The organism is Nocardia spumae, assembly GCF_020733635.1.
Lineage (GTDB): Bacteria > Actinomycetota > Actinomycetes > Mycobacteriales > Mycobacteriaceae > Nocardia > Nocardia spumae.
Genome location: NZ_JAJFZL010000001.1, coordinates 2,027,906 through 2,052,265 on the forward strand (window position 1 = coordinate 2,027,906; position 24,360 = coordinate 2,052,265).

At 68.9% G+C, this 24,360-nt stretch carries 17 protein-coding genes; 11 read left to right on the forward strand and 6 right to left on the reverse strand.

The genetic code is table 11. The annotated features are described in order from the left end of the window. Window positions 1–38 precede the first annotated feature (38 nt). Entirely contained in the window at window positions 39–2,342 is a 2,304-nt protein-coding gene (locus LKD76_RS08655; protein ID WP_227980503.1) for an FdhF/YdeP family oxidoreductase, read from the reverse strand. Window positions 2,343–2,498: 156 nt separating this feature from the next. Here LKD76_RS08655 and LKD76_RS08660 point away from each other — a divergent pair, with 156 nt between their 5' ends. After that, window positions 2,499–2,948 (forward strand): hypothetical protein, encoded by a 450-nt coding sequence (locus tag LKD76_RS08660; RefSeq protein WP_227980504.1) that lies wholly within the window; start codon window positions 2,499–2,501, stop codon window positions 2,946–2,948. Between the two features lie 172 nt (window positions 2,949–3,120). Here the strand turns inward: LKD76_RS08660 and LKD76_RS08665 are convergent, their stop codons facing one another. Beyond that, window positions 3,121–4,551 (reverse strand): MFS transporter, encoded by a 1,431-nt coding sequence (locus tag LKD76_RS08665; protein ID WP_227980505.1) that lies wholly within the window; start codon window positions 4,549–4,551, stop codon window positions 3,121–3,123. A 102-nt stretch (window positions 4,552–4,653) separates the two neighbouring features. On the opposite strand from LKD76_RS08665, the gene LKD76_RS08670 reads away from it, so the two are divergent. Further along, window positions 4,654–5,091 carry a MarR family winged helix-turn-helix transcriptional regulator gene (locus tag LKD76_RS08670; protein WP_227980506.1) on the forward strand — a complete coding sequence of 146 codons (438 nt, stop codon included), beginning with the start codon at window positions 4,654–4,656 and terminating at the stop codon, window positions 5,089–5,091. 30 nt (window positions 5,092–5,121) lie between these two features. Here the strand turns inward: LKD76_RS08670 and LKD76_RS08675 are convergent, their stop codons facing one another. Further along, the gene (locus LKD76_RS08675) at window positions 5,122–5,619 is read right to left on the reverse strand and encodes a winged helix-turn-helix transcriptional regulator (RefSeq protein WP_227980507.1); all 498 of its coding nucleotides are present in this window, start codon (window positions 5,617–5,619) and stop codon (window positions 5,122–5,124) included. Beyond that, window positions 5,616–7,862 carry a molybdopterin-dependent oxidoreductase gene (locus LKD76_RS08680; protein WP_227980508.1) on the reverse strand — a complete coding sequence of 749 codons (2,247 nt, stop codon included), beginning with the start codon at window positions 7,860–7,862 and terminating at the stop codon, window positions 5,616–5,618. Before LKD76_RS08680 ends, LKD76_RS08675 begins: the two co-directional genes overlap by 4 nt. Window positions 7,863–8,013: 151 nt before the next feature. On the opposite strand from LKD76_RS08680, the gene LKD76_RS08685 reads away from it, so the two are divergent. Then, entirely contained in the window at window positions 8,014–8,808 is a 795-nt protein-coding gene (locus LKD76_RS08685; protein WP_227980509.1) for a VOC family protein, read from the forward strand. 96 nt (window positions 8,809–8,904) lie between these two features. Beyond that, a complete protein-coding gene (locus LKD76_RS08690; protein ID WP_227980510.1) occupies window positions 8,905–9,747 on the forward strand; it encodes a patatin-like phospholipase family protein in 843 nt (280 codons plus the stop codon). A 53-nt stretch (window positions 9,748–9,800) separates the two neighbouring features. Here the strand turns inward: LKD76_RS08690 and LKD76_RS08695 are convergent, their stop codons facing one another. After that, window positions 9,801–11,375, reverse strand: coding sequence for a glycerol-3-phosphate dehydrogenase/oxidase (locus tag LKD76_RS08695; RefSeq protein ID WP_227980511.1), 1,575 nt, complete (start codon window positions 11,373–11,375; stop codon window positions 9,801–9,803). Between the two features lie 57 nt (window positions 11,376–11,432). Beyond that, the gene (locus LKD76_RS08700; protein WP_227980512.1) at window positions 11,433–12,038 is read right to left on the reverse strand and encodes a TetR/AcrR family transcriptional regulator; all 606 of its coding nucleotides are present in this window, start codon (window positions 12,036–12,038) and stop codon (window positions 11,433–11,435) included. Between the two features lie 137 nt (window positions 12,039–12,175). On the opposite strand from LKD76_RS08700, the gene LKD76_RS08705 reads away from it, so the two are divergent. The 7 genes from LKD76_RS08705 to LKD76_RS08735 all read left to right on the forward strand — a co-directional run bounded on the left by LKD76_RS08705 (window position 12,176) and on the right by LKD76_RS08735 (window position 24,143). Beyond that, a complete protein-coding gene (locus tag LKD76_RS08705) occupies window positions 12,176–13,753 on the forward strand; it encodes an FAD-binding oxidoreductase (RefSeq protein WP_227985162.1) in 1,578 nt (525 codons plus the stop codon). Beyond that, on the forward strand, window positions 13,750–14,727 hold the full coding sequence (locus LKD76_RS08710) for a diacylglycerol/lipid kinase family protein (protein WP_227980513.1): 978 nt from the start codon (window positions 13,750–13,752) through the stop codon (window positions 14,725–14,727). Before LKD76_RS08705 ends, LKD76_RS08710 begins: the two co-directional genes overlap by 4 nt. A 308-nt stretch (window positions 14,728–15,035) precedes the next feature. Further along, entirely contained in the window at window positions 15,036–17,738 is a 2,703-nt protein-coding gene (locus LKD76_RS08715; RefSeq protein ID WP_227980514.1) for a valine--tRNA ligase, read from the forward strand. Then, entirely contained in the window at window positions 17,735–19,177 is a 1,443-nt protein-coding gene (gene folC / locus LKD76_RS08720) for a bifunctional tetrahydrofolate synthase/dihydrofolate synthase (protein WP_422615964.1), read from the forward strand. Before LKD76_RS08715 ends, folC begins: the two co-directional genes overlap by 4 nt. Window positions 19,178–19,339: 162 nt before the next feature. Next, window positions 19,340–19,681: a DUF4233 domain-containing protein gene (locus tag LKD76_RS08725; protein ID WP_227985164.1), complete on the forward strand. Its 342-nt coding sequence runs from the start codon at window positions 19,340–19,342 to the stop codon at window positions 19,679–19,681. Between the two features lie 45 nt (window positions 19,682–19,726). Next, entirely contained in the window at window positions 19,727–20,128 is a 402-nt protein-coding gene (gene ndk, locus LKD76_RS08730) for a nucleoside-diphosphate kinase (protein WP_227980515.1), read from the forward strand. A gap of 676 nt (window positions 20,129–20,804) precedes the next feature. Further along, entirely contained in the window at window positions 20,805–24,143 is a 3,339-nt protein-coding gene (locus LKD76_RS08735) for a translation initiation factor IF-2 N-terminal domain-containing protein (protein WP_227980516.1), read from the forward strand. Window positions 24,144–24,360: the final 217 nt, after the last annotated feature.

Consider the following 24,360-nt stretch of genomic DNA (forward strand, 5'->3'; position numbering starts at 1 on the left):
CTCGCAGTGCTGGTCGGTGCCGTCGAGCCGGTCGGCGGTCAGGCGGTGATGTGGCGGTGCGGTTCGAGCCGGATGACGACCGCCTTGGAGACCGGGGTATTGGATCGCTCCGCGACGTGATCGAGTGGCACCAGGGGGTTGGTTTCCGGATAGTAAGCCGCGGCGTTTCCTCGCGGGGTGGGGTAGCCGACGATCCGGAATCCGGTGACCCGGCGTTCGGTTCCGTCGTCGAATTCCGAGATCAGATCCACCGGATCGCCGTCGGCGAAACCGAATTCGGCGATATCGTCCGGATGGACGAGCACCACCCGGCGCGCGTTGTGGATACCGCGATAGCGGTCGTCGAGACCGTAGATGGTGGTGTTGTACTGGTCGTGGCTGCGCAATGTCTGCAACAGCAGCCGGCCCGTGGGGATCCGCGGCCACCGCAGATCGTTGACCGCGAAGTTGGCCTTACCCGAGGCGGTCCGGAATTCGCGCTTGTCGCGCGGCGGATGCGGAAGCTGGAACCCGTTGTGGCCGCGGACCTTACGGTTGTAGTCGGCACAGCCCGGCACTACCCGGGCGATGGCGTCCCGGATGCGGTCGTAGTCGCGGCGGAATCGGTCCCACGGCACCGGATGGTCGGCGCCGAACAATTCCAGCGCTAGCTCGCAGACGATCGCGACCTCACTGCGCAGCTGGGTGCCGACCGGTCGCAGCCGGCCGGTGGACAGATGCACCATCGACATCGAATCCTCGACCGACACCTGCTGTCTCGTTCCGTCCTGGAGATCGAGATCGGTGCGCCCGAGAGTGGGCAGGATCAGCGCGGTGCGGCCGTGGACGAGGTGGCTGCGGTTGAGTTTGGTCGACACCTGCACCGTCAGTTCGCACCGGCGCAGGGCGGCCTCGGTGACCTCGGTATCGGGGGTCGCCGAGACGAAATTGCCACCCATGCCGACGAATACCTTCGCCCGCCCGTCGCGCATCGCCCGGATGGAGTCGACGGTATCCCAGCCGTGTGCGCGCGGCACCGCGAGGCCGAATTCGGAATCCAACGCGGCGAGGAAGGTTTCGGGCATCTTCTCCCAGATCCCCATGGTGCGGTCGCCCTGCACGTTGGAGTGCCCGCGCACCGGGCAGACTCCGGCGCCGGGTTTGCCGATCATGCCGCGCAGCAGCAGCAGGTTGGTCGCCTCCTCGATGGTGGCGACACCGTGGCGCTGCTGGGTCAATCCCATCGCCCAGCAGATGATGGTGGCCTTCGAACGTTCCAGGAGTCGCGCCGTGTGCTCGAGCTGTTCCCGGGTCAGGCCGGTCGCGGTCAGCACCTCGTCGAGATCGACCGCGCGCGTATGCTTTTCGTATTCGGCGAAGCCGGCGGTGTGCGTGTCGACGAACAGCCGGTCGACCACCGTGCCGGGGGCTCGATCCTCGGCCTCGAACAGCAGCTTCGCCAGACCCTGGAACAGGGCCATGTCACCGCCGAGGCGGATTTGCAGGAAATCGTCGGCGATGGTGATACCGGAGGTGAGACCCTTCACCGTCTGCGGATCCCGGAAGCCGATCAGTCCGGTCTCCGGCAGCGGATTCACCGCGATCACCCTGGCGCCCTGGGCTTTCGCGGTGCCGAGCGCCGACAGCATGCGCGGATGATTGGTGCCGGGATTCTGGCCGGCGACGATGATCAGGTCGGCGGCGGCGAAATCGTCGATCGAGACCGACCCCTTGCCGATCCCGATCGAACCGGTCAGGGCGGCGCCGGAGGATTCGTGGCACATGTTCGAGCAGTCGGGCAGATTGTTGGTGCCGAAGCTGCGCACCAGCAGCTGATAGAGGAAGGCCGTCTCGTTGGCGGTGCGCCCGGAGGTATAGAACACGGCCTCGTCCGGGGAGTCGAGTCCGCGCAGCGTGGTCGCGATCAGCCGGTACGCCTCGGCCCATTCGATGGGGGAGTAGTGGGTGTCGCCGGGGCGCAGCACCATCGGGTGCGTGAGCCGGCCCTGCTGTCCCAGCCAATAGCCCGTCTTGTCGTGGAGGTCCGCGATCGAATGCGCGGCGAAGAATTCCGGTGTGACGGTGCGCAGGGTCGCCTCCTCGGCGACGGCCTTGGCTCCGTTCTCACAGAATTCGGCCGGGCGGCGGTGTCCGGAGGGCTCGGGCCACGCGCAGCCGGGGCAGTCGAAACCGTGCCGCTGATTGACCCGTGCGAGGGTGCGCGCGGTGCGCACGACGCCCATCTCCTCGACAGCACGCCCGAGAGCGACCGCGACGGCGGTGAGGCCCGCCGCCTGCTCCTCGGGTGGGGTTACCGCCAGGTCGGCTTCGTCGATATCGCGAGTCGGCGGATTGCGATGCATGCCCTTATCGTCCTCCTGCTCGTGCGGCCTGGAGCTGCCGGGCCGCCGATCTCGCCCGCCACCTGCTCGATTCGGGCCGCAGGGCCGAGACTACGGGGGTATCGTGCCGACCAGATGACCGATGGTCCGCGCGCCGCACCACGAGGACGACAATCCATGGACGACATGACCACGATCCGGCCCGCCCGCCGGGGAATCGGCCGCCGCGTCGGCACCGCGCTCACCGGAGGTGTGCTCGGCGCCGCGACGATCTGCGCGCTCGCGGTTCCGCAGACCGCCGCGGCGGCGGTCACCCAGGTCGGCGCCATGCCGGATATGAGTTTCGGGTTGGCGACCAATTACGGCGACGCCTGCAGCTACACCCTGCAGGCGAATGTCACCGATCCGGTTGCGCCGGTCACCTTCTACGACAACGGTGCGCCGATCGGAGTGGCTCGTCCGGGTGGCGCCTACGCGCTCATCGGCTGGGTTCCGGCGACCTCCGGCCCGCACACTCTCACCGCCGTGCAGGCCGGCCAGCCCGCGCAGATGCCGGCGGCCACGCTGAATCTGCCCGTCGGCACCGGACTGCCCCTCGGCTACGCCTGCCTGGTCATCGGCGGCTGATCGACACCCACCGGCCGCGCCCGGATGTGGCCGTGGTCTCCGGAGTGTCGTGTCTGGTCGGGCTGGCGCGCCCACGTCCGGCGCTGGCCGAGGGGAGGAGCTGACCTCGGCCGCGACGTTCTTTCTCGGCGCCTATGCCGCGCGTGCCCTGCCGTTGAGCGTGGTGACCGTCTCAGCCGACCGAGGTCAAGGCCTTCTCCTCGGATTCGGCTGTGGTGCTGTGGGGTTCCGGTCGCAAGCCGAACAGTGCCGCGAGAATCGTTGCGGCACAGGCGGCCGCGCCGACCCAGAAGGCGACCGTGAACTGACTCTCCTGCGGCAGCGGCAGATGGGGCAGCAGCTTCGCGGTGAGGAGGGTGGTGATGATGGCGCTGGCCAGCGAACTGCCCACGGTCCGCGAGATCGAGTTGATGCCGTTGGCGATTCCGCTCTGGTGGTGCGGGACGCCGGCCGCGATCAGTGCGGGCATGGCGGCGTAGGCGAAGCTGATCGCGATACCGATCACGACGCTCGCGGCGATCACCGAGGCGGTGGCGTCGTGGGACAGTGCCAGCCAGCCGAATCCGGCCGTGCCGACCGCGCCGGACAGCGCCAGCGTCAGCCGGCCGCCGAGACGGCCGACCAGTATGCCGCCGATCGGCGCGGCCAGCATCGACGACAGCGTGGCGGGCAGCAGATACTCCACCGACGCCCGCAGGATCGAGGCACCGAATCCGTAACCGGCTATCCGCGAGGGCATCTGGGCCAGATAGGACACGCCCATGAACTGCATGAACATCGCGAAACCGATGAACATGCCGGACAGGTTGGTGAACAGCACGGGTCGATGGGTGAACATCCCCAGATCCACCAGCGGAGTACGTACGAGGCGTTCGGTCAGCACCCAGAGTGCGGCCGCCACGATCGCCCCGGCGAAGCAGGCGATCGTCCGCGCCGAGGTCCAACCCCATTCGTGTCCTTGGGAAATGGGTAGCAGCAGCAGGATCAGGAAGGCGCCGAGGGTGAACGCCCCGGGGAGGTCCACGCTGCCCGGATGCCGCTTGCCGGTCGCCGGCACCACCACCGCGGCCGCGGCCAGCGCCAGCACCGACAGCGCCGCGGTGAACCAGAACACGATGTGATAGTCCGGGTCGGCGCCCTTGGTCAGCAGGCCCGTCGACACCAGGCCGAGCCCGCCGCCGAAGCCGAGCGTGCCGCTGACGATGGCCATGGCATGGTGCAGCCGCTGCGCCGGAATCTCCTCGCGCAGGACCGCGAGGGCCAGCGGGAAGATCGCCGTCGCCACGCCCTGCAGTACTCGCCCGACCAGGAGCACGCTCAGCGAATCGGCCAGTGCGGACACTACCGAACCGGCCGCGGCCACCGCGAGTACCGCGAGCAGTGTGGGCTTCTTGCCGTACAGATCGCCGATGCGCCCGAGCAGTGGTGTCGACACCGCCGCCGACAGCAGGGTCGCCGTGGTCACCCAGCTCACCGATGTGGTCGAGACCTGCAGTTTCGTCGCGATCAGGCCCAGGATCGGCACGGCCTGGGTCTGCATGACCGTGACGATCATGGCGGCGAAGGCCAATACGCCGGTCAGCAGCGAACCTCTGCGCTCCACCGAAAGCACCTCCGAAAGATTGAAGTCATATATGTTTGAGGACTTCAAGTATTTAAGGAGGCGACGATGGCCGTTGTCAATCGCGCCGGTACCATCGGCGCTATGTCACCGGACACAGCGCAGAGCCCGCTGGCATTGCTGATCTCGCGGTTCGTCTCGGCCTACCTGCAGGATTTCCTCACCGCGGCCGAGGGGCACGGCCTCACGTTGACGCAGGCGAAGCTGCTGCTGGCGCTCAACGAGCCGCCGGCCGAACTGCCCATGCGGGTGCTGGCCGATCGCATGGCATGTGATCCATCGAATCTCACCGGGGTCGCCGACCGCATGGAATCGCGCGGGCTGGTGCGGCGCACCGTGAACCCCGCCGATCGTCGGGTCAAATATCTGGTCTCCACCGAGACGGGGCGCGAACTGGCCGCGCAGATCCGCGGGGCGCAGGTCCGGGCCTACAAGGCGCTGGCGGAATTGGCCCCCGAGGACGAGCAGCTGCTGCAGGGGCTGCTGGAGCGTCTGGTTCCGAAACTCGAATCCGCGGAATAGCGCCGCCGCTCGGCGCCGCGGCGGGACACTTCAGGATGTGAATCGTCCGGTGCGCAGGGCATTTTCGCGATGACGCGGCGGGAAGCCGGGGCCCAGGTGAGTGGATACCTCGGTGTGGCGCAGCGGTTCGCCGCAGTGCGCGCAGACCACCTCGGCCCGGGTGTCGTGCCCGCAGGCGTCGTGATGGACGACGACCGGCGGGCCGGCCTCGGGTGCGAGCCAGCGATCGCCCCAGGCCATCATCGCGGCGAGCACCGGGAAGAAGTCGCGGCCCTTGTCGGTCAGCAGATACTCGTGGCGTACCGGGCGGTCCTGGTAGGGGGCCTTGCTCAGCATGTCCTCCTCGACCAGGCGATTCAGGCGCTGGGTGAGGACGTTGCGGCTCAGTCCGAGGGTGCGCTCGAAATCGTCGAAGCGGGTTGTGCCGTAATACGCCTCCCGCAACACCAGCGGTGTCCACCAGTCACCGATCAGATCGACCGTGCGGGCGACCGAACAGGGCCAGGTGGCGAAGGTGGTGCGCTTCATGCCCCCACCGTATCGATCCGGGCCGGAACATACTTGTGCCACGGTGTGCCCACCCATTCGTCGCGATCGTCGAATGCGGTCAGCTCGTTCGGGGCCGCGCCAGTGGTGAGAGTCCCGCCGTCGGTATCGAGGACGGTCAGGCCCAGGCCGTTGGGCAACGACAGATGTCCGCTGCGCATACGATCGGTCGGCTCGATCGCGACTTCCGCGCTGCCGCTGCGTGTTGTGATCCGCACCCGATCCCCGGATCGCAATCCCAGCCGCAGGGCATCGGTCGTACTGATCCGCAGGGCGCCCGCGGCATCGCGCTTACGCCACGACGGATCGCGCATGATGGTATTGGCGGTGAAGGCCCGGCGTTCCCCGGCCGCCAGCACGAACGGCCACGCATCGTCCGACGGTGGTTCGGGCAGGGCGGCCAGCGTCTCCAGCAGTTCGGGAATGTGCAGGCGGACGATGCCGTCGCGCAGGCGATTCCAGGTCTCGGAGACCTCGTCGTCGGTGATCACGACACCGTGCGCACCGGTGAGGACGGCCTCGAACAGTCGTTCTCCGGCGGCCGTCCCGGTGCCGTACCCGGCGCGTTCGACACCACCGGGATTCTTGCGGGCGCAGGTGTGGGCCGCGGCCCACAGCACGGCCGCGGCGTCGGCCCCGTCGGGCAGCGTCGGCCCGAGCGTGCGGTACAGCAGAATCGGCGCCAGTTTCGCCTTCGCCGGATCGGCGAGCACGCCCAGAAAGGCCATCGCGAAAGCGTCGCGGCCCTGATCGAGTGCGGCGCGCAACGGCCGGTAGTCGTCCTCGGACAGGGCGCCGGACGCCTCGACCAGGCGGGCGTGGATCTCGGGTTCCGCCAGGACTGCCTCGGGTGCCGGCAGCACCGGGTGGCGCAGATGGAAGACGTTGCGCGGGAACTCGAAATTGAAGAAGGTGGCCTCGTACTTCTCGAACTGGGTCGGCGCGGGCAGGACGTAATCGGCCAGGCGCGCGGTTTCGGTCATGGCCACATCGATCACGACCACCAGTTCCAGCGCGGCCAGCGCCCGGCGCATGCGCGCCGAATCCGCCAGTGAGTGTGCGGGATTGGCGCTTTCGATCAGCATGGCCCGGTACCGCGCCGGGTGGTCGGTCAGGATCTCCTCACTGATCACATTGCACGGGACGAGTCCGCTGATGATCCGTGCGCCGGCCACTGGACTGCGCGGCCCCGCGTCGGCGGGATGACCTCGATCGTGGCCGATCGCCGCCATGCCGGAGAACGCGTACTGCGCACCGGATTTGCCGAGATTGGCAGTGAGCAGCCAGAGCAGCTTCTCCAGATAGCTGACCAGCGTCGAGTGCCGGTTCATCTGGACGCCGAGATCCTCGAGCGCGGCCACCGAGCCGGCGGCGGCGAGACGATGGGATGCCGCGGTGACCAGTTCGAGGTCGACATCGGCGATGGCGCAGTACTGCTCGATCGGCACCGCGCGCAGCACATCGACCACTTCGCCGAGCCCCTCGGTGTGGGCGGCGAGCCATTCGTGCGCGATCAGATCGTCGCGTACCAGGATCGCCGCCATCGCGGCGAGGAGGTAGACATCGGTGCCGGGCCGCAGTTGCAGATGGAAATCGGCCAGTTCCGCGGTTTCGGTCCGTACCGGATCGAGCACGATGATCGAGCGGTTCGGATCCCGCGCGATCTCCTTGAGCACCGCGCGCGCCCGGGGGAAGCCGTGGGATTGATACGGATTCTTGCCCACGAACAGAGCCACTTCGGCATGTTCGACATCGGCGCGCACCGGGTGCCCGGTCATCCGCGCGCCCACCCAGAACTCACCCGTCTTCTCCTGCGCGAGCGCGCTGGAGCGGTAGCGCATGCCGTAGGCGGCCATGGTGGCCGGGGCGTAGGCGCCGCCGAGATGGTTTCCCTGGCCGCCGCCGCCGTAATAGAAGATCGATTCGCCACCGTGGGTGTCGCCGATCTCGCGCATCCGGGCCGCGATCTCCGAAATCGCGGTGTCCCAATCGATGGCGGTGAAGGTGCCGTCGGGCTCCCGGCGCAGCGGAGTGGTCAACCGGCCGGTGCGGCCGTTCTGATATCGATCCAGCTGCAGTGCCTTGTTGCAGGTGTAGCCCGCGGACGAGGGGTGCAGTTTGTCGCCGCGAATCTTGTCGAAGCCCCGGCCGTCGGGGCCCAGTAGCACCTGAATGCCGCAATTGCACTCGCACAGGATGCACGCCGTCGGATGCCACTCGGTCATGTGAGCAGCGTACGAGAGTTAGTTCACAAACGCTACCTACTGATTGAGCTGAGCTTTTCCGATTTCGGAGCGAATGCGCGGCGGGCCGATGAGATTCGTGGGCCGGCATCGTCGTACAGGTGAGACCAGAACCTGCCCGAGAGGAGCGGCCATGTCCTACACCTTCGAACCCGGGGACCCGTGCTGGGTCGAACTGTTCACCTCCGATCCGGACCGATCCATCGACTTCTACGGTGAACTGTTCGGCTGGACGGCCGAGCAGGCCGAGGAGTACGGCGGATACATCACCTTCCGCAAGGACGGCAACGCCGTCGCCGGTGGGATGCGTAACGACGGCGCCGAGCAGGCGCCCGACCAATGGACCGTCTATCTGACCAGCGTCGATGTCCATGCCACCGCCGCCTCCGCCGCCGATCACGGCGGCCGGGTCGTGGTGGATCCGATGGCGGTCGGAGAGCTGGGCAGTATGGCGGTACTGGCCGATCCCTCGGGTGCGGGGATCGGGGCGTGGCAGCCCGGCGTGCACCATGGCTTCGGTGCCTTCGGGACCGCGGGTGGTGGGAACTGGAGCAACCACGTCGGCTATCCGTCCTGGTTCGAACTGCACACACCGGACTACGACAACGCCTTGAAGTTCTACCGCGAGGTGTTCGACTGGCGCGATCCGTTCACCGTTTCCGATGTGCCCGAATTTCGCTATACGACAATCCATTCCGCCACCCCGATGCTGGGCGGGGTGATGGATGCCGCCGCATTCCTGCCGCCCGGAACGCCCGGCGGGTGGAATGTGTACTTCGGTGTGGAGAATGTCGACGATGCGGTGCAGGCCGTGGTGCGGCTCGGCGGTTCGATCGAGATGCCGCCCGAGAATTCGCCGTACGGCCGCCTGGCCGCCGTGGCCGACCCGGTCGGCGTGCCCTTCCGGATCGGTGGCAATCCGGCCTGAACTATTACCTCGCCGGTCATCGCGTGGCGGGAATGGCCGGGGCTACTGTCGAAGTTGTCCCGGTCGATCGGGTCGTGGAACGAACGTGTGGGAGCGATGATGTCGGACGAGCGGGCAGTAGTGATCGGTGGCGGCGGAGTAGCGGGTATCGCCTGGGCCAACGGGGTGATCGCCGGATTGGCCGATGCGGGAATCGATCTCACTGCCGCCGATGTGTACATCGGCACCTCGGCGGGCGCCAATGTGACGGCACAGCTCACCAGCGGGCTCACCGCGGAGGAATTGTTCGCCCGTCAGGTCGAACCGGGGTCGCAGAGCTCGGAGATCGTGCCCGAAGGCAATCCGCTCGACCGGGTGTGGGAGACGGTCGTCGGGATCATCGACGACAGTGCCGGTGATATGGCCGTGGCCCGGCGGCGGCTCGGCAACCTCGCGCTGACCGCCGAGACCGTGCCCGAATCGGCGCGCCGGGCCGTCATCGAATCGCGGCTGCCGGTGCACGAGTGGCCCCGGCAGCGGCTGCTGATCACCGCCGTCGATGCCGAGACCGGTGAGCCGCGAATCTTCGATGCCGACTCGGGGGTGACGTTGGTCGACGCCGTGACCGCGAGTTCGGCTGTGCCCCTGGTGTGGCCGCCGCATACCGTCGACGGCGTGCGCTATACCGACGGCGGTGTCCGGACCAGTGTCAACGCCGATCTCGCGGCCGGTTACGCCCGCGTGCTGATCATCGCGCCGCTCGCCGACCCGGCGCTCGACGCCGAGATCGCGGGGTTGATCGAGCGGGGTGCGCGGGTGGAGCTGATCGCTCCCGACGACGACGCCGTGCTGGCCTTCGGTGCGAACCCGCTCGACACCGCCACCCGGGTCCCCGCGGCACATGCCGGTCGGGCCCAGGGCAAGTCCGCGGCGGCGCAGGTCGCGCGGCTGTGGAATTAGCCCCCGGTCCGGGGCGGCGGCCGGTGGCGCGTGCGCCCGGGCCGCGGTAGCGATCAGGCGCGGGCCGCGGCGACCGCTTCGCGCGCGGCCGCCGTGGCCGCGTCCCGATCGCCGGCCACCAGCCCGATCCGGGTCCGACGGTCGAGCAGGTCGCTTTCGTCGAGTGCGCCCTCGTGCGAGAGCGCATAGGCGAATTCGGCGCGCAGTACGTCGATGCCCGGGGCGACCGGCTGAGCCAGCGCGGGGTCGCGCCGGGCCGCGGCCAGCACCTGCGTGGCCTGGTCGCCGTATCGCTCGACGAGGACCGGGGCGGCGGCGATCAGATCGCGCGCCCGGCCGGATACCGCGCCCACCAGAGGAATTCGCCGGGTTCGGCAGGGGCCGGCGGTCAATCCGGCGGCGGTGACCGCGGTGTCGACCGCGTCCTCGGCCATCTGCCGATAGGTCGTGAGCTTGCCGCCGACGATCGTGATCGGCCCGCCGGGCGAGCGCAGGACGGCGTGTTCGCGGGAGATGTCGGAGGTGGCATCGTCGGCGGTCCGCAGTAGCGGTCGCAGCCCGGCGAACGCGCCTCGGATATCGCCGCGCCGCAACGGTTCCCGTAGCACGGAGTTGACGGTATCGAGGAGGAACTCGATCTCGGACTCGGTGGGCTGTGGTTCGTCGGGCACCGGACCGGGGGCGTCCTCATCGGTGAGGCCCACATAGACCCGGCCGTGCGCGGCCGGGAACGCGAATACGAATCGGCTGGTGCTGCCGGGGATCGGCACGGTCAGCGATGCGTCGAGTCCGCCGAAGTCCGCGGCGTCGAACACCAGGTGGGTACCGCGACTGGGCCGCAGCTCGATACTCGGATCCACCCGGTCGGCCCACACCCCGGTGGCATTGATCACCGAACGTGCTCGCACGGTGAGGGTTTCGCCGGTGAGCGTGTCGCGCAGGACCGCCGAGTCGCCGGTGACCTGTTCGGCTCGCACCCGGGTCAGCACGGTCGCGCCGTGCGCCGCGGCGGTGCGAGCGATCGTCACCACCAGGCGGGCATCGTCGACCAGTTGCCCGTCCCAGGCGACCATGCCGCCGCGCAATCCCGCACGGCGCAGTGTCGGCGCCAGCCGCAGGGCCTCGGCGGTGGCCACCCGGCGCGAGCGCGGCAGCACTCGTGGTGAGGTTCCGGCGGTGCGCCGCAACACATCTCCGGCCAGGAAGCCCGCGCGCACCAGGAGTTGCCCGGGCAGGCCGCCGCCGTCGAAGGTGGGGACGAGCTGGGGGATCGCGCGGGTCAGATGGGGTGCGATGGTGGTCAGCAGGGCATCGCGTTCGACGGCGCTCTCGTGGGCGATACCGACTCCGCCCGACGCCAGGTACCGCAGGCCGCCGTGCACCAACTTCGAACTCCACCGGCTGGTGCCGAATGCCAGATCCTCGGCCTCCACCAGGACGGTCCGCAATCCCCGGGCCGCCGCGTCCAGAGCCACCCCGGTGCCGGTGACTCCGCCGCCGACGACCAGGACATCGATGCGGCCCGCATCGCCGAGCGCTTGGAGTTCCCGGCCGCGCCGGGTGGCGTCGAGTGCCGAATTCCCGAGGCCGGGACCGGGTGTCGGGGTGGTCTCGTCGAGCATTCGCATGCCTCGCTTTCTGTTTCGGCCGCACCGGTGTGGTCCCGGTACCGCCGCGGGCTCGGACTAGTCGGTATCGGGACGCAGATAGCGGTCGACCACACGGGCCAGTTCGACATCGAGGCCGGCGTCGTCGAGCAGATGGCTGACCGTGCTCGCGGACTGCACCGTCGACTGGCTGATCAGCAACAGCATGGTGGCCAGGTGGTCGGGGTCGCCGGCCCGGACCGAGCCGTCGCGCTGGCCGTCGCGGATCGTGCTGGAGAAGACCTGGATCAGCTGGCGTTGATTACGCCCGAGCCGGCCGAAGACATAGGTCAGCATCAGATCGGTGTCGATACGGAAGATCTTGGCGAACAGCGGGTTCGAGCGAATCTCGGCCGCACCGGTGACGATTCCCTCGACCAGCCGGGCACGGGCCGGGCCCTCGGTGGGCACACTGGTCTCGACGATCTGGTGCAGTTCGCGCACGAGCAGTTCGGCGATCAGCGACCGGGTGTCGGGCCAGCGGCGATACACCGTGGGACGACTGACGCCGGCCCGGCGGGCGACTTCGCTGAGCGTCGTCCGGCGTACCCCGAATTCCTCGACGCAGTCCCGACCGGCGGCCAGAATTGCCAGGTCGATGGCGGGCAGCTCGGCGTCGGGGCCGGTGGATTCGATCGGGTCCATCAACAACTCGCTATCGGTCAGTTCGTTACTGCTTGACAGTCTATGTCAGACTGTAACGCATGGTCGACACGCGACAGGATTCATCCGCCCGACAGCCGGGCGCGGCAATGCCGGGCGAGTCGCCCGAACGCCCGAGTATGGTGTGGGACGCCTGGGGCATTGCCTCGGCACATGCGCCGCTGCCGGACCGGATTCGGACCCTGGTGGCGCAGGTGTTCGCAGTGTCCGGGGACCCGGTGGCCCGTCGTGATGAGGGCGACGTGCCGCTACGGGATTCCGGGTTGACGGCCGCGCATCGAGCGGGGCTGTCCGCGGTGGTCGGTGCGGACCAGGTCTCGGTCGACCACCGCGACCGGTTACTGCACGCGGGCGGTAAGAGCACGCCCGATCTGCTGCGCCGCCGCGCCGACGGGCCTCAGGACGCGCCCGATGCCGTGGTGTTCCCGGCCGATCACGAACAGGTCCTCGCGGTGCTCGGCTACTGCGCCGAACAGGCCATCGCGGTCGTGCCCTTCGGCGGCGGGACCAGTGTCGTCGGCGGGCTCGATCCGGCACGGGGGCGCTTCGACACCGTGATCGCGGTGGACCTGCGCCGCCTCGATCGCATCGCCGACGTCGACCCCGTGAGCTCGACCGCGTCCCTGGGTGCCGGTCTCACCGGGCCGCAGGCCGAGCGGTTGCTCGCCGAGCACGGACTGTCACTCGGTCATTTCCCGCAGAGCTTCGAATACGCCAGTATCGGCGGCTTCGCGGCCACCCGCTCCTCGGGGCAGGCGTCGGCCGGATACGGCCGATTCGACGACATGATCATGCGACTGAAGGTCGCGACGCCCGCCGGTACGGTCGATCTCGGCCGCGCGCCGGCCTCGGCGGCCGGTCCGGACCTGCGTGAGCTGTTCTCCGGATCGGAGGGCACCCTCGGCATCATCACCGAGGTGACGCTGCGGGTGCATCCCGTCCCGGAGACCATCGGTTATCAGGCGTGGTCGTTCCCCGATTTCGCGACCGGCGCGGACGCGCTGCGCACCGTCGTGCAGAATGGCGCCGCGCCGACCGTGCTGCGGCTGTCGGACGAGGCCGAGACCGGGCTGAATCTGGCTCGATCCGGCGATATCGGCGGCGCCCCGGTGACAGGCTGCCTGGCGGTGACCACCTACGAGGGCACCGCCGCCCACGTGGCCGCGCGCAGTGCGGAGGCGAGTGCGCTCCTGACCGCGGCCGGCGGCACCGCCCTCGGCGAGCAACCGGCCCGGGAATGGGAACACGGCCGCTTCGCCGCCCCCTACCTGCGCGATGCCCTGCTCGATATCGGGGTGCTGTGCGAAACCCTCGAGACCGCGACCAGCTGGTCGAATGTCTCGCGGCTCAAGGGGGCGGTCACCTCGGCCCTCACCGACACGCTCGGCGCGCAGGGCACTCCCGCGCTGGTGATGTGTCATATCTCGCACACCTATGCCACCGGGGCCTCGCTCTACTTCACCGTGGTCGCCAAACAGGCCGACGATCCGCTGGCGCAGTGGGCGCAGGCCAAGCGCGCCGTCGGCGATGCCATCGTCGCGAACGGGGGCACCATCACCCATCACCACGCCGTCGGCGCCGACCACCGGCCCTGGATGACCGACGAGATCGGTGATCTCGGCGCCCGCGTCCTGCGCGCGGTGAAGGAGGCGGTCGACCCGGTGGGAATCCTCAATCCCGGCAAGCTGATTCCGTGAGCACGAATCCGGTCCGCTCGGTCGCACTGGTGACCAATCCGCATTCCGGACACGGGCGCGGTCTGGCGGCGGCCGCGGCGGCCGCGGCCCATTTCGCCGAGCGTGATGTGCGGGTGCGCGAGATCCGCGGTGCCGATGCGGCCGAAACCATTCGCCTCGTACGGGATTCGATCTCGGGCGCCGACCGTCCCGACGCGGTGGTGTGCGCCGGTGGCGACGGTCTGGTCTGTGTCACGCTGCAGGCCATCGCCGGAACCGGGGTGCCACTGGGATTGCTGCCCGGTGGCACCGGTAACGACCTGGCCCGTGAGCTGGGCGTGCCCGACGACGATCCGCGCGCCGCCGCCGATATCGTGCTGGGCGGCTCGATCCGGACCATCGACCTGGGCTCGGTCCGATCCACTCCCGATCCGGGGCATCCGCACGGCTGGCCCGAGGCGATCGGATCCGGTGCGGCCGCGGCGCCGATGCGCTTCGCCACCGTCGCCGGTACCGGTTTCGACGCGCGAGTCACGCTGCGCGCCAATCGAATGCGCCGTCCGAAGGGATCGCTGCGCTATTCCTTCGCCGCCGTGCCGGAACTGCTCGGCACGCTCGGGGTGCCGTACCGCGTCGAACTGTCCGGAGAACCGGGCGGGGCGGGCGACCGGGTGTTCGAGACCGAAGCGGTGATGGTGGCGGTCGGCAACACCCGCACCTACGGCGGCGGAATGCTCATCTGTCCCGATGCGGTCGTCGACGACGGCCTGCTCGACCTCACCGTCGTCGGTGCGATGTCCAGGCTGCAGATGATCCGGATGCTGCCCGCGCTGGCAGCGGGTAAGCGCATCGAACATCCGGCGGTGGGGCACTATCGTGCCCGTGCGATCACCCTGACCGCCGCGGTTCCGGTGACCGCCGACGGGGACCCGGCCGGCCGGTTGCCCGCCACCTTCCGCGTCGAACCGGGGGCACTGGACGTGCTGGTGCCCTGAGCGACTCGTTCCGGGCGCTCGGGCGACGGTGTTGCGGTGGTTGAATCTGCGAGCAGGCTGAGAGGCAAACCCGCACCTGCACAATGGATTCGGGCGAAAGCTGAGAATTCCATATGGATTGGTGTATGCCGCCGGTATCGGCGGTAGTCTCGAAGACGTGGGCGGGGTTTTCGATGTCCCTCATCCGTCGAAAGCCCCGCCCTACATCTCTGCCCGCCATCTCTGCCCGCCCGGTCGTTCGCGTCGCCGGCGCGGCGCGCGACCAGGGTCGTGTCGAGGCTCGTCACCCAACTCCGTAGAATCGCACGGTGACCAGCGCAGCCCCTGATAACTCGCGAAATCGTGCCGACGCCCTACCGAAGAGCTGGAACCCCGGCGAGGTAGAGGCCGACTTGTACGAGCGCTGGGTAGCGGCCGGTTACTTCACCGCCGACCCGGCCAGTGACAAGCCGCCCTATTCGATCGTGCTGCCCCCGCCCAACGTCACCGGCAATCTGCACATGGGCCACGCCTTCGATCACACCCTGATGGACCTGCTCACCCGCCGCAAGCGGATGCAGGGCTACGAGGTGCTGTGGCTGCCCGGTATGGACCACGCCGGTATCGCCACCCAGAACGTGGTCGAGAAGCAGCTCGCCGCCGACGGCAAGACCAAGGAAGATTTCGGCCGCGAACTGTTCGTCGACAAGGTCTGGGACTGGAAGCGCGAATCCGGCGGCGCCATCCAGGGCCAGATGCGGCGCCTGGGAGACGGCGTGGACTGGAGTCGCGACCGTTTCACCATGGACGAGGGACTGTCCCGCGCGGTGCAGACCATCTTCAAGCGCCTCTACGACGCCGGCCTGATCTACCGGGCCGAGCGGTTGGTGAACTGGTCGCCGACGCTCGAGACGGCGATCTCCGATGTCGAGGTGAAATACGAGGACGTCGAGGGCGAACTCGTCTCGCTGCGCTACGGCTCGCTCAACGACGACGAACCGCACGTCATCGTGGCCACCACCCGCGTGGAGACCATGCTCGGCGATACCGCGGTGGCGGTGCACCCCGAGGACGAGCGATACAGCGCGCTGATCGGCACCACCGTCTACCACCCGATCACCGGCCGTCAGATCCCGATCGTCGCCGACGACTACGTCGATCCCGAATTCGGTTCCGGCGCAGTGAAGATCACCCCGGCGCACGACCCCAACGACTTCGAGATCGGCCTGCGGCACAACCTGCCGATGCCGACCATCATGGACAAGACCGGCAAGATCGCCGACACCGGAACCGAATTCGACGGAATGGACCGGTTCGAGGCGCGGGTCAAGATTCGCGAGCGGCTGGCCGAAGAGGGGCGCATCGTCGCCGAGAAGCGCCCGTACGTGCACAGTGTCGGCCATTCGGAACGATCCGGTGAGCCGATCGAACCGCGCCTGTCGATGCAGTGGTGGGTGAAGGTCGAGTCGCTGGCCAAATCGGCCGGTGACGCCGTGCGCAACGGCGCGGTGAAGATCTACCCCGCCTCCCAGGAACCGCGCTGGTTCGACTGGGTCGACAACATGCACGACTGGTGCATCTCGCGGCAGCTGTGGTGGGGCCACCGGATCCCGATCTGGTACGGCCCCGAGGGCGAGATCCTGTGTGTCGGCCCGGACGAGCAGGCGCCCGAGGGCTGGGTGCAGGATCCCGACGTCCTCGATACCTGGTTCTCCTCGGGACTGTGGCCCTTCTCGACCATGGGCTGGCCCGACGCGACGCCGGAACTGATCAAGTTCTATCCGACCAGCGTGCTGGTCACCGGCTACGACATCCTGTTCTTCTGGGTGGCTCGGATGATGATGTTCGGCATGTTCGTCTCCGACGACCCGGTGATCGCGGCCGGTAAGGATCCGAAACAGGAGCAGGTCCCGTTCGGAGACGTCTTCCTGCACGGCCTCATCCGCGACGAATTCGGCCGCAAGTACTCCAAGTCCAAGGGCATCGGCGTCGACCCGCTGCTGTGGATCGACGAATACGGTGCCGACGCAACGCGATTCACCCTCGCCCGCGGCGCCCAGCCCGGCAGCGATCTGTCCGTGGGCCCGCCGCATGTGCAGGCGTCGCGCAACTTCATCACGAAGCTGTTCAACGCCAGCAAGTTCGCGCTCATGAACGGCGCGGCACCCGGTGAGCTGCCGGAGCGGTCCACCCTCACCGATACCGACCGCTGGATCCTGGACCGGCTCGACGAGGTGCGCGCCGAGGTCGACGCGTCCTTCGAGCGCTACGAATTCGGCAAGGCCTGCGAGGCGCTGTACCACTTCGCCTGGGACGAATTGTGCGACTGGTACCTGGAATCGGCCAAGGTGCAGTTCGCGGAATCCGAGGAGCGCGCCGCGAGCACCCGGGTGGTGCTCGGCAACGTGCTCGATTCGGTGCTGCGGCTGCTGCATCCCGCGATCCCGTTCGTCACCGAATCGCTGTGGCAGGCCCTCACCGCGGGTGGTGCGGGTGCGTCGCTGGTGATCGCCGACTGGCCGCGGGCGAGCAGCGTCGGCACCGATACCGTTGCGGCACAGCGCATCGCGGACCTGCAGAAGCTGGTCACCGAGATTCGCCGCTTCCGCAGCGATCAGGGACTGACCGATAAGCAGAAGGTCGCCGCCAAGCTGAACGGCATCGACACCGCCGATCTCGTCGGCCAGCGGGGTGAGATCGCGAGCCTGGCCCGGCTCACCGAACCGGATGCCGACTTCGCCGCCACCGCCGCGGTGGAGGTGCGACTGTCCGGCGCCACCGTCACCGTCGAACTGGACACCTCCGGCGCGGTCGACCTGGATGCCGAGCGCCGCCGGTTGGAGAAGGACCTCGCCGCCGCGCAGAAGGACCTCGCCGCCACCACCGCCAAACTCGGCAACGAGGCATTCCTGGCCAAGGCTCCCGAGAACGTGGTCGACAAGATCCGGACCCGGCGCGAGGTCGCCGAATCCGAGGTGACGCGGATCGGCGCGCGGCTGGCGCAGATCGCGGAGTCGGCGGCGAAGAAGTGACCGGCGACGACCCGCTGACCACCGGCCCCTCGCCGGTGGATCTCGCCGAGATGGCGCTGGTCGAAGCCGAACTCGACCAGCGCTGGGGCGAGACGAAGATCGAACCGTCGCTCACCCGCATCGCCACGCTGATGGATCTGCTCGGCTCGCCGCAGCAGAGCTATCCGGCCATCCACATCGCCGGAACCAACGGCAAGACCTCGGTCACCCGCATGGTGGATGCGCTGCTCACCGCGCTGCACCGGCGCACCGGGCGGTTCACCAGCCCGCATCTGCAGCTGGCCACCGAACGCATCGCCATCGACAACGCGCCCATCACGCCCGCGCGCTATGTGGAGCTCTACCGGGAGCTGCTGCCGTACATCGAGATGATCGACGTGCGCTCGGCCGAGGGCGCACTCGGCGGCGGGCCCGGACCGCGGATGAGCAAGTTCGAGGTGCTCGTCGCGATGGCCTACGCGGCCTTCGCCGAAGCGCCGGTCGATGTCGCGGTCGTCGAAACCGGAATGGGCGGCACCTGGGATGCCACCAACGTGATCGACGGCCAGGTCGCGGTGATCACTCCGATCGGCCTGGACCACACCGACTATCTCGGCCCCGACCTGGCCTCCATCGCCGGGGAGAAGGCCGGGATCATCAAGAAGTCACCGCAGGATCTGCTGATCCCGCGCGACACCGTCGCGATCATCGCCGAGCAGGAACCCGAGGCGATGGAGGTGCTGCTGCGCCGGACGGTCGACGCCGATGCCGCGGTCGCCCGTGCCGGTTCGGAATTCCGGCTGCTCTCCCGGCGGGTCGCCATCGGCGGGCAGGTACTGGAGATTCAGGGACTCGGCGGGGTGTACGACGAGATCTTCCTGCCGTTGCACGGCGAACACCAGGCCCACAACGCGGCGCTGGCACTGGCCGCGGTGGAAGCGTTCTTCGGCGCGGGTGCGCAAAAGCAGCTCGACATCGAGGCCGTCCGGGCGGGCTTCGCGGCGGCGGTCAGCCCGGGCCGGATGGAGCGAATGCGCAACGCGCCCACCATCTTCATCGACGCCGCGCACAACCCGGCTGGTGCCCGGGCCCTGGCCGCGACCCTGACCAGCGAATTCGATTTCCGGAAACTGGTCGGCGTGGTGGGGGTGCTGCAGGACAAGGACGCGGCCGGAATCCTGGCCGCACTGGAACCCGTTCTCGACGAGATCGTGGTCACCACCAACGGCTCGCCACGAGCCCTCGGCGTCGACGAACTCGCGGATCTGGCCGTCCAGCGCTTCGGTGACGAACGAGTCGTCACCGCGAACAGCCTCGCCGACGCGGTCGAGACCGCCACCGCGATCGCCGAGGAAGCGGGCGACTCCGGCGAACCGGTCTCGGGCGCCGGCATCGTGGTCACCGGCTCGGTCGTCACCGCGGGCGCGGCGCGCTCACTGTTCGGGAAGACCCCCGCGTGAGCGCGCGGGCCGGAGGCGGTAGCTTGCGTGACCGCGGGGCGGGCATCATGGTTTCGAGGAGGCAACGTGGGTAGCCAGAACGAGACGCGCGACGGCGAGAACGGTGCGCCCGGAGGCGTCCCGGCACCCGCCACCGACCCGTGGAAGGGCTTCCGCGGCGTAATGGCCGGCGCCCTGGTACTCGAGGCCATCACCGTTCTGCTGGCGCTGCCGGTTGTCGGCGCCGTCGGCGGCGGGCTGAGCTGGTGGTCGGTGACCTATCTGGTGGGACTCGCCGTGCTGATGTTCGCCGGCTCCGGCATGCAGCGGCGTTCCTGGGCGGTGCCGTTCAACCTCGGTCTCCAGATCCTCGTGCTGGCAGGCGGATTCATCCACTTGTCGATCCTGATCATCGGTGTCGTCTTCCTCGCCGTGTGGATCTTCATCATGGTGCTGCGCTCCGATGTCAAACGGCGCATCGACCAGGGACTACTGCCCAGCCAGCGGATGCAGGGCTCGTCCTGACGGCTCGGTTCGGAGTTCCGCGAGGTCGCCGGTTAGAGTGTCGCCGTGACTGAGCAGACGTTGGTACTCATCAAGCCGGACGGCGTGGCCCGTGGCCTGGTTGGTGAGATCATCACCCGCATCGAACGCAAAGGCCTGAAGATCGCGGCCCTCAAGCTCGAGCAGGTTTCCGAGGACCTCGCCGCCTCCCACTACGCCGAACACGCCGACAAGCCGTTCTACGGCTCGCTGATCGAGTTCATCACCTCCGGTCCGGTCGTCGCGGCCATCCTCGAGGGCCCGCGCGCCATCGCCGCCTTCCGGCAGCTCGCCGGCGGCACCGATCCCGTCGACAAGGCCGTCCCCGGCAGCATCCGCGGCGACTACGCCCTGGAAACCCAGTTCAACCTCGTCCACGGCTCCGATTCACCCGAATCCGCGAAGCGGGAAATCGCGCTCTGGTTCTGAGCCGTCATTTCCGGCCTCGCTCGCTCGGCGGGTTCGCGGCCCCTCGGGCTCTGCGCTGAGGCACCGCCTACGCCACGGCACCTCAGCGCAGAGCCGGCCCGCGAACCGGTCGCTCGTAGGACTGGCTCCGTGCTGTGGGAGTCGGGTGTGGAGGTCCGGCGCTCATGCCTTCTCGTCGTGTAGCGGGCTCGTTCCCAGCAGCCGCCGGTCGACACCGGTGTGGCGGCTGTCCCGGACGGAGAAATACCTACTCAGGTGTAGTAACGCGGCGCCGGGGACGGAGTGGAATCGGCCCGGGGGAACGCCGATGGCGAACCTGTGGCGCCGGGTATGGGATACTGACATCGGATGTACTCGACGCCTTCCTATCGAGGCAGGTGGCGAGCGCAACCGAATGGCATCGCGGCTCGACGCCGATCATCGCTGCCCCGGACGGTTACAAGACTCGGCTGTCCGGCGGCACGCTGGATGAGCGCTCGAGCTCCGATGTGAAGCCAACAGCCAGGCGCCGCGTGACCAGTTAGCCCGAACGACGTACGACATGGTGATAACCGGGCACGCGGGGCGAGACCATCAGACCTTGCGCCCACCGGCGTGAGGCGAGCGGACAGCGCCCCCGCGTCGGCCGCGTCACTCTCGTACGAGTGGGACGCGCCCGGGGGCCCGAGGAGATTTCGTGGCCGATCAAGAGCCGCAAGGAACGTCGCAGACCAATGGTGATTCCACCTCCAATGGGGTGGCCGGGGCAGGGGAGGCGCCGCAGTTGCCGGAACGAATCCGGGTGCACGCATTGGCGAAGCTCCTGGGAACAACCAGCAAACGTATCCTTGCTCACCTGACAGAACTGGGCGCCGAAGCCCGTAGTGCTCAATCCAGCCTGGACCGGACCGTCGCGGAGTCCGTCCGGGACGCGCTGGTACCGCAGGAGCCCTCCACCGAACCGGCCGCCGTCGAACCACCGGCGAGTGCCGCGGCCCCCGCCGAGCAGGCCCCCACCGCGCCGGCCCCGGCCGCGAGCGAATCCTCCGCGAATGTCGCCGAGGCCGCGCCCGCCGCGCTCCCGGTGCCGGAACCGGTAGCCGCCGCGGAGCCGGCTGCGGTGCCCGAATCGGCTGCCGCCGCCGAGACCCCCGCCGAGACCGCCGAGGCCGAGAGCGCGGCGCCGCACACTTCGCTGTTCACCAGCCCCTTCCGTCCGTCCTCGGCCCAGCCCGAGCCGGTGGTCTTCGAGGCGGCGAGCATCGCGGCCGCACCGCTGTTCCTGCCGCCGGACGCCGCGGCGGCTCAGGAGGAGCGGCGTAAGCGTCGGGCCGAGCGTGAGGCCAAGGCCGCCGAATCCGTGACGCCCGAACCCGTGGTCGAGGAGACTCCGGCCGCGCCGAAGGCGCCCGCCGCCCCCGAGTCCGAGACCGAATCCGAGGCCGAGATCGAGGCCGAGGCCGAATCCGGCGCGGACTGGGACGAGGAACAATCGCGTGACGAGCAAGAGGACGGCGGCCGTTCCCGGCGCCGCCGCCGCGGTCGCCGCGGACGGGGCCGTGGCCGGGGCGAACAGCACGCCGATCACGACTCCGACGACGAGTCCGAGGACGAGGACACCGATTCGCACGCCGAATCCGGTGATTCGACCGAGGACAGCGGCGCCGAGCAGACCGAGGACACCGAGGACGAGGGCGCCTCGACGTCGGACGGTTCGACCCGTCGCCGTCGGCGCCGTCGTCGCCGCAAGGCCGGAGAGGACAACGAATCCGAGCCCTCGGACGACGATCCGCCGAATACGGTCGTGCACGAGCGGGAACCGCGCAACAAGCGCCGCGCGGTCGACGAGGTGCAGGGCATCAGCGGCTCGACCCGGCTCGAAGCCAAGCGCCAGCGCCGCCGTGACGGCCGCGAAGCCGGTCGCCGCCGCCCGCCGATCCTGACCGAATCGGAATTCCTGGCCCGTCGTGAGGCGGTCGACCGGGTCATGGTGGTCCGGGAGAAGTCCTTCCCCGCCGCCGGCGAGCACTCGCATTCCGGTGCGACCACCCAGGTCGCGGTCCTCGAGGACAACATCCTCGTCGAGCATTTCGTCACCAACACCGGCACCGCGTCCATGGTCGGCAATGTCTACCTGGGCAAGGTGCAGAACGTGCTGCCCAGCATGGAGGCGGCGTTCGTCGACATCGGCCGCGGCCGCAACGGCGTGCTGTACGCCGGCGAGGTGAACTGGGAGGCCGCCGGGCTCGGCGGTAAGGAACGCAAGATCGAGCAGGCGCTCAAACCCGGCGATACCGTGCTGGTGCAGGTCAGCAAGGATCCGGTCGGGCACAAGGGTGCCCGGCTGACCACGCAGATCAGCCTGGCCGGGCGTTTCCTGGTCTACGTCCCGGGCGGGACCTCGACCGGGATCAGCCGCAAACTGCCCGATACCGAGCGCAAGCGGCTCAAGGAGATCCTGCGCGATATCGTCCCGCAGGATGCCGGGGTGATCATCCGCACCGCGTCCGAGGGGGTCAGCGAGACCGAGCTCGCTCGCGACGTCGAGCGGTTGCAGGCTACCTGGAAGACCATCGAGAAGCAGGCCGAGCACGGGTCCGGTGCGCCGAAGACCCTGTACGAGGAGCCCGACCTGCTGGTCAAGGTCGTCCGTGACCTGTTCAACGAGGACTTCTCGAAGCTGGTCATCGAGGGTGATCGGGCCTGGACGACGGTGGAGAACTACGTTCGCACCGTCGCGCCGGACATGCTGGCCCGTGTCGAGCGCTACGACAACGCCGGCGGTGGTGTCGATGTCTTCGGTAGCCTGCGCATCGACGAGCAACTGGCGAAGGCTCTGGACCGCAAGGTGTGGCTGCCCTCCGGCGGCACCCTGGTCATCGACCGCACCGAGGCGATGACGGTGATCGATGTCAACACCGGCAAGTTCACCGGCTCCGGTGGTAGCAATCTGGAGGAGACGGTCACCCGCAACAACCTCGAGGCCGCCGAGGAGATCGTGCGGCAGATGCGGTTGCGCGATATCGGCGGCATGATCGTCGTCGACTTCATCGACATGGTGCTCGAGTCCAACCGGGATCTCGTCCTGCGCCGGCTCACCGAAAGTCTGGGTCGCGACCGTACGCGCCATCAGGTTTCGGAGGTGACCTCGCTCGGACTCGTGCAGATGACTCGCAAGAAGCTGGGCACGGGGCTGGTCGAGGCGTTCTCCACGACCTGTGAGCACTGCCACGGTCGCGGCATCATCGTGCACAACTATCCGGTCGAGACCGCACCCTCCGAAGAGGGCGGCTCGGGCCGTCGCGAGGGCCGTCGCCGCCGCAAGGACAAGGAACGCGATAAGGACAAGCCGCAGCAGGCTCCCGCGGCGACGGTCGCCGAGCCCGTGGACTCGCATCACGAGGAGGAGGCGGCCGCGAAGCGGGCGCATCCGGTGGCGCTCGCCATGGCGGCCCACCACGGCGACGAGGAGCCGGTCGAGGGCGAGTCCGAGGTCGCGGGGACCGAAGCGGACGCGGACTCGGAGGCCGCAGAGGCCGCAACCTCGGGCAGTGCGCAACCGGTAGCCACCGCGGCGGTGACCGGCGGTTCCGAGGCCGCGCAGACCGGGTCCGCACCGTCGGATGCCGCTGTTGCCGAGACCGGTGCGTCCGCGAGGTCGAAGGGTGCGACCTCCCGCAGGCGCGGACGCAACGGCACGGCCGTCGACCGCGCCGCCGAATCCGGTCGGCGGACCGACGAGCCGCGCGACACGGAGCAGCCCGCGCCGGCCGCCGAGACGAGCGCAGCCGCGTCGTCGAGCGCGGAGGTCGCGGCACCCGCGCCTCGGCGCGGACGTCGCCGGGTGGCCCGTACCACCGCGGCCCTGTCCACCACGGACAGCCAGGGTTCGGTATTCGTGCTCTCCGACAGCGAACAGGACAGCGCGCCGAAGTTCAGCCTCGACGACATCGCCGCACCGGAGGTGACGCCCCGTACCCGCACCCGTCGCCGCACCGCCGGCCGGGCAGCGGGCGCCCCGGAGACGCCGAACTGATCCGGGCGGTCATCGAACAGTAGTGAATGCCCCGCTCGACATGGGCGGGGCATTCACGCGCCACCACCGCCCCGGTTTGTGCGCCGGGACTTCATCTCGTGCGCGGCAAACCCGTTCCGGGTGGAATCACCTGTGCGGAGCGAGGCCGGACAAACACAACCCCGGTTTGGTGACGGGGGTGGCGGTCCTGTAATCTTGGTCAGTCGCTGCCCGGTGA